General features: G+C 74.2%; 9 protein-coding genes. 6 read left to right on the plus strand and 3 right to left on the minus strand.

Annotation, left to right across the window (positions count from 1 at the left end):
• Positions 1 to 8: 8 nt before the first annotated feature.
• A complete protein-coding gene (gene sph, locus C0216_RS10620) occupies positions 9 to 1,007 on the minus strand; it encodes a sphingomyelin phosphodiesterase (RefSeq protein WP_114055030.1) in 999 nt (332 codons plus the stop codon).
• 216 nt (positions 1,008 to 1,223) lie between these two features.
• On the opposite strand from sph, the gene C0216_RS10625 reads away from it, so the two are divergent.
• Positions 1,224 to 2,126 carry an oxygenase MpaB family protein gene (locus C0216_RS10625; protein WP_114055031.1) on the plus strand — a complete coding sequence of 301 codons (903 nt, stop codon included), beginning with the start codon at positions 1,224 to 1,226 and terminating at the stop codon, positions 2,124 to 2,126.
• 46 nt (positions 2,127 to 2,172) lie between these two features.
• On the opposite strand, the gene C0216_RS10630 is transcribed toward C0216_RS10625, so the two are convergent.
• Complete coding sequence (locus C0216_RS10630; protein WP_114055032.1) at positions 2,173 to 3,702, minus strand: M1 family metallopeptidase; 1,530 nt, start codon at positions 3,700 to 3,702, stop codon at positions 2,173 to 2,175.
• Positions 3,703 to 4,073: 371 nt separating this feature from the next.
• Between C0216_RS10630 and C0216_RS10635 the strand changes: the two genes are divergently transcribed.
• From C0216_RS10635 to C0216_RS10655, 5 genes are all read left to right on the plus strand, one after another.
• Positions 4,074 to 4,937 (plus strand): SCO6745 family protein, encoded by an 864-nt coding sequence (locus C0216_RS10635; protein WP_114055033.1) that lies wholly within the window; start codon positions 4,074 to 4,076, stop codon positions 4,935 to 4,937.
• 78 nt (positions 4,938 to 5,015) lie between these two features.
• The gene (locus C0216_RS10640) at positions 5,016 to 7,472 is read left to right on the plus strand and encodes a Tex family protein (protein WP_114055034.1); all 2,457 of its coding nucleotides are present in this window, start codon (positions 5,016 to 5,018) and stop codon (positions 7,470 to 7,472) included.
• 277 nt (positions 7,473 to 7,749) lie between these two features.
• Positions 7,750 to 8,250, plus strand: a complete 501-nt coding sequence (locus C0216_RS34280; RefSeq protein WP_114055035.1) for an ImmA/IrrE family metallo-endopeptidase — start codon at positions 7,750 to 7,752, stop codon at positions 8,248 to 8,250.
• Positions 8,240 to 9,418, plus strand: coding sequence for an MAB_1171c family putative transporter (locus C0216_RS10650; RefSeq protein WP_114055036.1), 1,179 nt, complete (start codon positions 8,240 to 8,242; stop codon positions 9,416 to 9,418). Before C0216_RS34280 ends, C0216_RS10650 begins: the two co-directional genes overlap by 11 nt.
• Before the next feature lie 90 nt (positions 9,419 to 9,508).
• Positions 9,509 to 10,282: an SDR family NAD(P)-dependent oxidoreductase gene (locus C0216_RS10655; RefSeq protein WP_114055037.1), complete on the plus strand. Its 774-nt coding sequence runs from the start codon at positions 9,509 to 9,511 to the stop codon at positions 10,280 to 10,282.
• Positions 10,283 to 10,300: 18 nt separating this feature from the next.
• Here C0216_RS10655 and C0216_RS10660 read toward each other — a convergent pair whose 3' ends face one another.
• The gene (locus C0216_RS10660; protein ID WP_114055038.1) at positions 10,301 to 11,938 is read right to left on the minus strand and encodes an ABC-F family ATP-binding cassette domain-containing protein; all 1,638 of its coding nucleotides are present in this window, start codon (positions 11,936 to 11,938) and stop codon (positions 10,301 to 10,303) included.
• Positions 11,939 to 11,959 lie beyond the last annotated feature (21 nt).

An 11,959-nucleotide genomic window follows, 5' to 3' on the forward strand; every position in this document is an offset into this window, starting at 1 on the left:
GGGCGGGGTCAGCGGCCGATGACCGGGTTGTGGTCCGAGAGGTTCGTGTACGTGTACGACGTGCCCCAGCTGGAGACCGTCCAGGGGGCCGACACCTCGTTGACCACGTTGTTCTCCCAGCCGGCCGGGCGGGCGTGGCCCTTGCGGTACAGGACGTAGTCCAGGTCCTCGCGCGGGTCCGACGGGTAGCGGTAGCGGGCGATCGAGTTGAGGGCCGTGTCGAAGGAGTACGGGTGCCCCGTGCGCGTGTCGGTGTCCGCCAGGTCGGCGTTCGCGAGCATCGACGCGTACTCCGGGGTGCGCGAGTCGACGTTCATGTCGCCCGCGACGAGGACCTGTTCGCCCGCCGGGATGTTCTTGGCGTCCAGGAAGGCGTCGATCGCCCGGAACTGGCGGGCCCGCATCTGCGCCGCCTCGCCCGCGCCGCAGCCCGGGTCGGTGGACTGGGCGTGGGTGCCGACCACGTGCACCTTCGTGCCGTTCACGTCCAGCACGACGTAGGCGAAGCCCTTGTTGGACCACCAGTCGGCGCCGCAGGCGTCCTTGTAGACGAACTGCTCCTTGCGGACGATCGGCCACTTGCTCAGCACCGTGACGCCGCCGTCCTCCGGGGTGGTGGAGGAGTAGGCCCCGCCCGTCGCGTCCCAGCCGGTCCGGCTCCTGCCGACGACCGGCGTCTGGTACGGGTACTGCGCCGCCGAGTTGGCCTTGAGGGCGTCCGAGGAGCTGTTGTCGAAGGCCTCCTGGAGTACGACCACGTCGTTGCCCTGGTAGAAGGAGGTCCGGGGTATCTCCGCGGCCCGGTGGTCCTGGCCCCAGTTGGGGTACAGGTTCTTGCTCATCAGGAACACGTTGTACGTCAGCACGCTCAGCCGGGGTCCCGCGGCCGCCTCGGCGGCGCCGGCGGGCGGGGCGCCGACGGCGGTCAGGGCGCAGGCCGCGGCCGCGGCGACGGCCACCGCGGTGGCGCGGGGGCGGCGGTGCGGGAACGGGAGGACAGGAGGCATGGACGCTCCATCAATCCGGGGTGGGGGAGACCGACCCCGTCATCCAAGCAGCCGCGGTTACCTCTGGGTAACACCCGTGACAAGGGTTTCTGGCGCCGTTCTTACGATGTGCCGTCGCCGCGGCCGGCGGGGCCGCACCACCCCGGCCCCGACCTGGGGAAACGGTACGGGTGCGGCCATACTGGACGTACGAGCACCGGACCAGGGGGACGCGCCATGACGACCGCACAGCAGCCTGCCGAGCCGGGGTCGCGCCCCGGTGGAGCGCGTCGGGAAGAGCCGCAGCCGCCGCCTCCCGGAGGGGTGCTGTGGAGCATCGCCGGGGACGTGCGGGCGCTGCTGATGCTGCCCGCGGCCTTCACCATGCAGGTCGCGCACCCCGCCATCGGCGCAGGCGTCGACGAGCACTCCGTCTTCCGCACCGACCCCTGGGGGCGCGGCGAGCGCTCGCTGCGCTCCGTGCAGCTGTGGGTGTACGGCGGCGAGGAGGCCGCCGAGGAGGGCCGCCGGGTGCGCCGCCTGCACAAGGAGATCCAGGGCGTCGACACCCGGGGCCGCCGCTACCACTCCCTCGACCCCGCCTGCTACGCGTGGGTGCACGCCACCGGCTTCCCGGTCTACCTGTACGCCGGCAGGTACCTGCTGCGCCGCTTCACCCCGGCCCAGGAGCGGCAGCTGTACCGGGAGTGGCTCCAGGTCGGGCGGATCCTCGGGCTCCGCGACCGGGACATGCCGCAGACCGTCGAGGAGTACTGGCCGTACTACCGCCGCATGCTGGCCGAGGAGCTGGAGCCGACCAAGGTGGCCCGCGAGCTGGTCGCCACCGACGTGCCACTGCCCCGGCCGCGGGGCGGCCCGCTGCCGGTGCGGATCCTGACGCGCCTGGCGTGGCCGCTGCTGCGGGCGGCGTTCCTGCACTTCCGGGCGTTCGTCACCGTCGGGTACATGCCGCCGGAGGCGCGGGCCGCGATCGGGCTGGAGTGGACGCCGGCCCAGGAGCGCAGGCTGCGCCGGTTCAGCACGGCGGTGCGGCTGCTCGTCCCGCTGCTGCCCGAGCGGCTGCGCTACCTGCCGCTGGCCTACCGGGCGCGGGCCCGCCGGCGCGCCGGCGCCCGCTGAGGGGCGCCGGCGCGGGAGCGGCGGGCGGCGGCCCGCGTCAGCCCGGTCAGTGCTTGTGGCCGTGGCCGGTGTCGTGGACCCCGTTCGTCGCAGTGATCTTCTTCCACGACTTCGGCTCCGCCCGCTCGGCGGCCGGCGCCGCCTGCGGGGCGCGCCCGTCCTTCGTCGCGGCGGCGGACGGCGTGCCGAAGGCAGGCTTGCCCGGCGTGTACAGCCAGGTGTCGAACAGCGCGGCCAGCGGCTTGCCCGACGCCTGCTCCGCGTACCGGACGAAGTCGGAGACGTTCGCGTTGCCGTGCGCCCGCTCGGTCGGCCACCTCTTCAGGATCCTGAAGAACGCTTCGTCGCCGATCTCGTTCCGCAGTGCCTGGAGGGCGATCGCGCCGCGGTCGTACACGGCCGCGTGGAACTGGTTGTCCGGGCCCGGGTCGCCCGGCTTGACCTGCCAGAAGGGGTCTTCCGCCGGACGCACCGCGTACGTCCACTCGGCGAGCTCCTGCGCGGTGCCCTCGCCCTCCTTCTCCGACCACAGCCACTGGCTGTAGCGGGCGAAGCCCTCGTTGATCCAGATGTCCCGCCAGCCCGCCACGGAGACGCTGTCGCCGTACCACTGGTGGGCCAGCTCGTGCACCACGACGGAGGTGTTGGCGCCGTTGGCGAACTGGCGCGGGCTGTAGAAGGGGCGGGTCTGGGTCTCCAGCGCGAAGCCGGACGGCACGTTCGGGACGTAGCCGCCGAGCGCGTTGAAGGGGTACGGCCCGAAGACCCCTTCGAGCCATTCCGCGATCTCGGCGGTCCGCTCGACGGAGGCCCGCGCGGCGCCCGCGTTGTCTCCGAGGTCCTTGCTGTAGGCGTTCAGGACGGGCAGGCCGTTCGCCGTCCTGTCGGTGGTGATGTCGAACCTGCCGACGGCGAGCGTCGCCAGGTACGTGGCCTGCGGCCTGTTGGAACGCCAGTGGTAGCGGGTCCAGCCCAGGCGCGAGGTCTGCGACTGCAGGACGCCGTTGCTGATCGCCTGGGTGCCGTCGGGGACGCTGACCGAGACGTCGAAGGTGGCCTTGTCGAGCGGGTGGTCGTTGCCGGGGAACCACCAGGCCGCGGCCTCGGGCTCCTGCGCGGCGACACCGCCGTCCGGGGTGCGCTGCCAGGCGGACCAGCCGTCGACCTTGAACTCCGAGGGCTTCCCGGCGTACTTGACGACGACGGTCGCCTGGGTGTTCCTCGGCAGCGGCCTGGCGGGGGTCACCTCCAGCTCGTGCACGCCGGACGCGGCGAACTTCGCCTTCGCGCCGTTGACGCGGACCTCGCTGACCTTCAGCCCGAAGTCCAGGTTGAAGCGAGACAGGTCCGTCCTGGCGGTGGCCAGCAGGGTGGCGGTGCCCTCCAGCAGGTCCGTCTTCGGCTGGTACTTCAGGCGCAGGTCGTAGTGCGACACGTCGTATCCGCCGTTGCCGCTCGCCGGGTAGTAGGGGTCGCCGATACCTGGGGCGCCCGCGGCCGAACCCGCTGCCGATGCCGGGATCACCAGCAGGAGGGAGGCGGCGAGCACGCTCGGGGCGATGACTTTGCGGTGCACGGGTGGGCTCCAAGTCGTCCGGGGGGTGGTCGTGTTCGACCGTATTCACCCCCTGCGCCCCATGTCGTGTCCATGGCCCCGGCTGTCACACGATCGCCATTCGGCCGTCACACCGGCGGCCGCGTGCCCTCCGTACGGGGGCGGTTGCGCCCCCGGCGTCCGCTTCGGACCCCGCCGCGATCCGCTGCGGCGGGCGCCGCCCGCGGCCGAGAAAGGCCGAAACCGCAGGGTTCCGACCGTCGCCCGCCCCACGCCGCCGGACCCTCGAACCCCGCCGTGCAGGCCCCCGGGCCCCGTCCCTCCGGCCCCCGGAGCCTGCCCTTCCGGCCCCCGCCGACCTGGCATACTGAGCAGTCGGTAACCTGGCCGCCATGACGCTTCCCGAGCACGCCGCCCGCCGAGCCTGGCACGCCGCGATCAACCCGCTGCACGCGACGATCTACTTCTCCCCGGACCTGTCCGCGGAGTTCGCCGCCCTCGGCGTCGCCGACCGCACCACCGCGGCCCTCGCCTCCCGCGCCGCCGCCATGGGCGCCGTCGGCGCCGGCACCGTCACCGCCACCTTCTACAACTACCGCCACGACTTCGTGGCCCGGCACCTCCCCGCCGTCTGGGACACCCTCACCCCCGCGCAGGCCGTCGCCGCCCGCCTCCGCGCCGCCGACCGGACCCTGCGCCGCCTCCTCGGCGACGAGGCCGTCGCCTCCCCGGCGATGGCCGAGGCCGCCGACCTGGCGATGCGCGCGACCGAGGGGTGCTCCCGGCACGCCCGCACCCTCTACGCCGCCCACGCCGACCTCCCCGTCCCCGACGAGGCCCACCTGCGCCTGTGGCACGCCACCACCCTGCTGCGCGAGCACCGCGGCGACGGCCACCTCGCCGCGCTCCTCCAGGCCGGGCTGGACCCGCTGGAGGCGCTCGTCAGCCACACCGCGACCGGCCGCGGCATGACCCCGAAGTGGGTCAAGGCGATCCGCGGCTGGGAGCAGTCCGACCTCGACGGTGCGGCCGCCCGGCTCCGCGAGCGCGGCCTCCTCGACGCCGACGGCGAGCTCACCGCCGAGGGCCGGGCCGTCCGCGCACGGCTGGAGGACGCCACCGACCGCCTCGACGCCGGCCCCTACGAGCACCTCGGCGCCGCGGGCCTGGCCCGCCTCGCCGAGCTGGGCGGCGGCTTCGTCGCCCAGGCCGTCGCCGCCGGGGCCTTCCCCGCCGACGCGTTCGGAAAGGCCTGACGTACCGCGCCGCCGGGCGCGGCCACCTGCCACAATGGGCAGCCTTCCAGTGCACGACGAAGGCAGGCGGAACCGAACGTGACGATGTCCATCGAAGGCAGGATCGCCGAGGAGCTCGGCGTACGGGAACGGCAGGTCAAGGCCGCCGTCGAGCTGCTCGACGGCGGCTCCACCGTCCCGTTCATCGCGCGCTACCGCAAGGAAGCGACCGAGATGCTCGACGACGCCCAGCTGCGCACCCTGGAGGAGCGGCTGCGGTACCTGCGCGAGCTGGAGGACCGGCGCGCGGCGATCCTGGACTCCGTACGCGAGCAGGGCAAGCTCGACGCCGAGCTGGAGGCCCGGATCAACGCGGCCGACACCAAGGCCCGGCTGGAGGACATCTACCTCCCCTTCAAGCCCAAGCGGCGCACCAAGGCGCAGATCGCCCGAGAGGCCGGCCTGGAGCCCCTCGCCGACGGCCTCCTCGCCGACCCGTCGGTGGAACCGGCCGCCGCGGCCGCCGCGTTCGCCGACCCGGACAAGGGCGTCGCGGACGCGGCCGCCGCCCTGGAGGGCGCCCGGGCCATCCTCACCGAGCGGTTCGCGGAGGACGCCGACCTCATCGGCGAGCTGCGCGAGCGGATGTGGGGCCGCGGGCGGCTCGCCGCGAAGGTCCGCGAGGGCAAGGAGGAGGCCGGCGCCAAGTTCGCCGACTACTTCGACTTCGCCGAGCCGTTCACCGAGCTCCCCTCCCACCGCGTCCTCGCCATGCTGCGCGGCGAGAAGGAGGACGTCCTCGACCTCACCCTGGAGCCGGAGGAGCCGCAGGACCCCTCCCACGGGCCCGTCCCGTCCTCTTACGAGGGCACGATCGCCCACCGCTTCGGCATCGCCGACCGCGGCCGCCCCGGCGACAAGTGGCTCGCCGACACGGTCCGCTGGGCCTGGCGCACCAAGATCCAGGTCCACCTCGGCATCGACCTGCGGATGCGGCTGCGCTCCGCCGCCGAGGACGAGGCCGTCCGGGTCTTCGCCGCGAACCTGCGCGACCTGCTGCTGGCCGCGCCCGCCGGAACCCGCGCCACCCTCGGCCTCGACCCGGGCTTCCGCACCGGCGTGAAGGTGGCCGTCGTCGACGCGACCGGCAAGGTCGTCGCGACGGACGTGATCCACCCGCACGTCCCCGCAAACCGGTGGGAGGAGTCGCTCGCCAAGCTGGCCCGCCTCGCCGAGGAGCACGCGGTCGAGCTGGTCGCGATCGGCAACGGCACCGCCTCCCGCGAGACCGACCGGCTCGCCGCCGACCTGATCTCCCGCCACCCGGAGCTGAAGCTCACCAAGGTGATGGTCTCCGAGGCGGGTGCCTCCGTGTACTCGGCGTCCGCGTTCGCCTCGCAGGAGCTGCCCGGCATGGACGTCTCGCTGCGCGGGGCGGTGTCCATCGCGCGCCGCCTGCAGGACCCGCTCGCCGAACTCGTCAAGATCGACCCGAAGTCGATCGGCGTCGGCCAGTACCAGCACGACCTGTCCGAGGTGAAGCTGTCCCGCTCCCTCGACGCGGTCGTCGAGGACTGTGTGAACGGCGTCGGCGTCGACGTCAACACGGCGTCCGCGCCGCTGCTCGCCCGGGTGTCCGGCATCAGCGCAGGCCTCGCCGAGAACATCGTCGCCCACCGGGACGCGAACGGCCCCTTCCGCAGCCGCAAGGCGCTCAAGGACGTGGCCCGGCTGGGACCGAAGGCGTACGAGCAGTGCGCCGGCTTCCTCCGCATCCGCGGCGGCGACGACCCGCTGGACTCCTCCAGCGTGCACCCCGAGGCGTACCCGGTGGTGCGGACGATGGCGAAGACCGCGGGCAGCGAGGTCGCCGCGCTGATCGGCAACACCTCGGTGCTGCGCTCGCTGCGGCCCGAGCAGTTCGTCACCGAGGCCTTCGGCCTGCCGACCGTCTCGGACATCCTGCGCGAGCTGGAGAAGCCCGGCCGCGACCCCCGCCCGGCGTTCCGGACGGCGGCGTTCAAGGAGGGCGTGGAGAAGATCGGCGACCTGGAGCCCGGCATGGTCCTGGAGGGCGTCGTCACGAACGTCGCCGCCTTCGGCGCCTTCATCGACATCGGCGTCCACCAGGACGGCCTCGCGCACGTCTCGGCCCTGTCGAAGACCTTCGTCAAGGATCCGCGGGAGGTCGTCAAGCCCGGCGACATCGTCCGTGTGAAGGTCCTCGACGTCGACATCCCGCGCAAGCGGATCTCCCTCACCCTGCGCCTGGACGACGAGCACGGTGCGGCGGCGGGCGGCGCGCCGCGGCAGCGTGAGGACCGCCAGGGCGGGCGCGGCGGCGGCCGGCCCCCGCAGCAGCGCGGCGGCGGTCAGGGCGGCCAGGGCGGCCAGGACCGCCAGGGCGGCCGGCGCGGCGGCCAGGGCCGCGGCGGACAGGGCGACGGCCGGAGGCAGGGCCAGGGCGGAGGCGCCCCCGCCCCCGCGAACAGCGCGATGGCCGACGCCCTGCGCCGCGCGGGCCTCGCCGGCCCCGAGGGGCGGCGCACCCGGTAGCGAGGCGCGGCAGGGGTGCGCGGCGGCACGTGGCGGGGCCCCGGGAAAGGGCCCGCCGCGGGGTGGCCGAATAGCCACCCCACCTGCGGACATGCCTTGCCAACCCGCACAGATGATCTGTAGGCATGGGGAACGCCCGTTCGTCGTCCGGCGGACGGGCTTTTCCGTTTCCCCTCGCGACCGCACCTTACGAGGCCCTCCGATGGCACAGGACGTCACGCCCATGCCTGCTCACGCCTACCGACGCTGCCCGCGAAAGGGTCCGAAGAGGGATCACATGCTCCACTCGCAACTCGGCCTCCGCAAACGGTGCGAGAAGATTCTCGGCCATCTGGACCTCACCCACCCCTTTTCCCTCGAAGGGCTCTGCAACCGGATGGCCGAGCAGCGGGGGAGGCCCATCCGCCTCCACCCCCTGCCCAAGGAGGCCGCGGAATCGGGTGTGTGCGGGCTGTGGGTGGGCACCGCCAGCGTCGACTACGTCTTCTACGAGAGCCACACCACCGCGCTGCACCGCGAGCACATCGTCCTCCACGAGCTCGGGCACATCCTCTTCGGCCACCACTCGCTGCGCGCCGAGGAGAACGGAGGCCAGGCCCCCGTCGTCCTCGGGCGCACCAACTACACCACCCGCCAGGAGCAGGAGGCGGAGATGCTCGCCAGCATGATCCGCATCCGCACGGCGACGCCCTGCCCGAAGCCTGCCGCCGAACTGCGCGGCACCCTCGCGCGGCTGGAGTCGGCCATGGGCTACGGGCGGGGCACCCGTGGCCACTGAGCTCCTCGCGCTCGGCGACGCGCTCGCCGTCCCCAGCGTCGTCTGCCTCTGGGCCGCCGTCCTGCTGCGCGCGCCCGCCGCGCTGCGCTCCCCGCAGCAGCGCGGCCTGTGGCTGGCCGTCGCCACCGCCGCCGCAGCGATGACCCTGAACCTGCCCGCCGTCGTCGCGCACGCCATGCGCGACCCGGCGCACTCCCACGCCGTGGGCCTGACCCGCAACCTCATCGGCGTGCTCTCCGCGGGCGCCGTGCTCTACTTCGTCGCCGCCGCCACCCGCGGCCGCGCCCTCCAGATCGCCGCCTGGACGGGAACGGCCGTCTGGCTCGCCGCCCTCGCCGTCCTCGACGCGACCGCCCCGGCGCACGGCACCCACACCATCCCCGCGCAGGGCGACCCCGTGCCCTCCACGGCGTACTGGATGCTCCTGATCGCCGCGCACCTGATCGCCAACACCGTCTGCGTCGCCCTGTGCTGGCGCTACAGCGGCCGCACGGAGAGCCGCGCCCTCGCCTTCGGCCTGCGCCTGTTCGGCCTCGGCACCGCCCTCGCCGGCGTGTTCTGGGTCGCCTTCCTCCTCAAGGCCCTCTTCGGCAGCACCTGGGCGATGCCCGCGATGCCGCTGACGATGAACCTGCACGGCCTGCTGCGCGCCGCCGCGATCCTCGTCCCCACCGTCTTCGCGCTCCGCGGCGCCGCCGCCGACACCGCCACCGCGTGGCGGCTGTGGCCGCTGTGGCGCGACCTGGTCCAGGCCGTGCCGCACGTCGCGCTCACCAGGCCCCGTGCCGGGCGCCTCCTGGAGCTGCTGTGGCCGCCGGTCCCGCGCAACCTGCTCGTCTACCGCAAGGTCATCGAGACCCGCGACGCCATCCTGATACTCGGCGACTACGTCGCCCCCGGCGTGCCCGAACTCGCCGCCGCCCACGTCACCGTGCGGGGCATCCCCGAGCCGCGGCGCCCGGCGGCCGCCCTGGCCTGCGTTCTGAAGGAGGCCCGCGAGGCGAAGCTCGCCGGCCGGTCCGGGATGCCGGGGCCGGCCGCGCAGTGGGTGCTGCCCGCCGCCATGCAGACCCCGGCCGAGGGCACCGGGCTGGAGGACGAGGCCCGCTTCCTCGTGGACGTCGCCCGCGCCTACGGCTCGCCCGAGACCGCCGCCTTCGCCCCCTGAACCGCGTACCGCCGCAGGAAAAGACGCAGCCGGACACGCAGCCGAACACGCAGCAATCACGCAGCAAACACGCAGGAAGAGACACCTCCCGTGACCACCGCCTTGATCACCGGGGCCAGTTCCGGCCTCGGCGCGGCCTTCGCCCGCGGCCTCGCCGCCAAGGGCTGCCGCCTCGTCCTCGTCGCCCGCGACGCCGACCGGCTCCGCGAGGCGGCCGGCCGGCTGCACCGCGAGTTCGGCGCGCACTGCGAGGTCCTGCCCGCCGACCTGCTGGACGAGGCCGGTCTCCGGCGCGTCGCCGACCGCCTCGCCGACCCCGCCCGGCCCGTCGACATCCTCGTCAACAACGCCGGGTTCGGGCTCGCCGCCCCGTTCCCGCACAGCCCCGTGGAGGACGAGGAGCGGATGCTCGACCTCCTCGTGAAGGTGCCGCTCCGCCTGACCCACGCCGTCCTGCCCGGGCTGTGCGCCCGCCGCCGCGGTGCCGTGCTCAACGTGTCCTCCGTGGCCGGACTCCTCCCGACCGGCACCTACGGCGCGGCCAAGGCCTGGGTGACCGCCTTCAGCGAGTCCCTGCGCGTCGACGCCGCCCCGTACGGGGTGCGGGTGCTCGCCGTGGTGCCCGGGTTCACCCGCACCGAGTTCCAGGCCCGGGCAGGCATGGACACGACGTCCTTGCGGGACGCGGTGTGGCTGGAGCCGGAGGCCGTCGTGGACCGCGCCCTGCGCGATCTGGCCCTGCGCCGGCCCGTCAGCATCGCCGGCCGCCGCTACCGGGCGTACGCCCTGGCCGCACGGCACCTCCCGCGCGGCTTCGTCGCCCGCCGGATGGCACGCACCCGCAGGCCGCCCGCCGCCCGGTAGCCGCCGGACGGCCCGCGCCTACAGCTCCGCGACGCTGCCGTCGGCGACGCGCAAACGGCGGGTCACCCGCACCGCCTCCAGCATCCGCCGGTCGTGCGTGACCAGCAGCAGGGTGCCCTCGTACGCCTCCAGGGCCGACTCCAGCTGCTCGATCGCCGGCAGGTCCAGGTGGTTCGTCGGCTCGTCCAGCACGAGCAGGTTCACCCCGCGGCCCTGGAGCAGCGCCAGCGCCGCCCGGGTCCGCTCGCCGGGGGAGAGCGTCGCGGCCGGGCGCAGGACGTGCGCCGCCTTCAGCCCGAACTTCGCCAGCAGCGTCCGCACGTCGGCCGGCTCGGTCTCCGGGACCGCCGCACAGAACGCCTCCAGCAGCGGCTCCCCGCCGAGGAACAGCCCGCGCGCCTGGTCCACCTCGCCGACCAGCACGCCCGAACCCAGCGCCGCCGAACCCGAGTCCGGGGCCAGCCGGCCGAGCAGCAGCGCCAGCAGGGTCGACTTGCCCGCGCCGTTCGCCCCCGTGATCGCCACCCGGTCCGCCCAGTCCACCTGGAGGCTCACCGGCCCGAGCGCGAAGTCCCCGCGCTTGACGGACGCCTCGCGCAGCGTCGCCACCACCGAGCCGGAGCGCGGGGCGGAGGCGATCTCCATGCGCAGCTCCCACTCCTTGCGGGGCTCCTCGACGACCTCCAGCCGCTCGATGGCGCGCTGCGTCTGCCGGGCCTTGGCCGCCTGCTTCTCGCTGGCCTCGCCGCGCAGCTTCCGGCCGATCTTGTCGTTGTCGGTGGCCTTGCGGCGGGCGTTGCGGACGCCCTTGTCCATCCAGTTGCGCTGCATCAGGGCCCGGCCCTCCAGGGCGGCCCGCTTGTCCGCGTACTCCTCGTACTCCTCGCGGGCGTGCGACCGGGCCCGCGCCCGCTCCTCCAGGTACGACTCGTAGCCGCCGCCGTAGAGGTTGATCTGCTGCTGCGCCAGGTCCAGTTCGAGGACCTTGGTGACCGTGCGGGCCAGGAACTCGCGGTCGTGGCTGATGACGACGGTGCCGGCGCGCAGGCCGCCGACGAACCGCTCCAGCCGCTCCAGGCCGTCGAGGTCGAGGTCGTTGGTCGGCTCGTCCAGCAGGAACACGTCGTACCGGGACAGCAGCAGCGAGGCCAGGCCCGCGCGGGCGGCCTGGCCGCCGGACAGGGCGGTCATCGGCAGGTCCAGGCCCACGGCGAGGCCCAGCTCGTCGGCGACCTCTCGGGCCCGCTCGTCCAAGTCGGCGCCGCCGAGGTCCAGCCAGCGGTCCAGGGCCGTCGCGTACGCGTCGTCCGAGCCCGGCGCCCCGTCCACGAGGCCCTGCGTCGCCGCATCCAGCTCCGCCTGCGCGGCGGCCACGCCGGTCCGGCGGTGCAGGAACTCCAGCACCGTCTCGCCGGGCCGGCGCTCCGGCTCCTGCGGCAGGTGCCCGACGGTGCCGGTGGGCGGGGAGAGCCGCAGTTCGCCCTCCTCGGGGGCGTCCAGTCCGGCGAGCAGCCGCAGCAGGGTGGACTTCCCGGCGCCGTTGACGCCGACGAGGCCGATGACGTCGCCCGTGGCGACGACGAGGTCCAGTCCGGCGAAGAGCGTGCGCTCGCCGTGCGCGGCACCGATGTTCTTGGCGACGAGGGTTGCAGTCATGGTGCACCGATCCTATCCGCG

It is taken from the genome of Streptomyces globosus (assembly GCF_003325375.1).
Taxonomy (GTDB): Bacteria; Actinomycetota; Actinomycetes; order Streptomycetales; family Streptomycetaceae; genus Streptomyces; species Streptomyces globosus_A.

Bases quoted from the DNA above. Each gene is read 5' to 3' on its own strand.
- C0216_RS10635 (WP_114055033.1), top strand. From the start codon at position 4,074: ATGACGCTTCCCGAGCACGCCGCCCGCCGAGCCTGGCACGCCGCGATC.
- C0216_RS10625 (WP_114055031.1), top strand. From the start codon at position 1,224: ATGACGACCGCACAGCAGCCTGCCGAGCCGGGGTCGCGCCCCGGTGGA.
- sph (WP_114055030.1), bottom strand. From the start codon at position 1,007: ATGCCTCCTGTCCTCCCGTTCCCGCACCGCCGCCCCCGCGCCACCGCG.
- C0216_RS10660 (WP_114055038.1), bottom strand. From the start codon at position 11,938: ATGACTGCAACCCTCGTCGCCAAGAACATCGGTGCCGCGCACGGCGAG.
- C0216_RS34280 (WP_114055035.1), top strand. From the start codon at position 7,750: ATGCTCCACTCGCAACTCGGCCTCCGCAAACGGTGCGAGAAGATTCTC.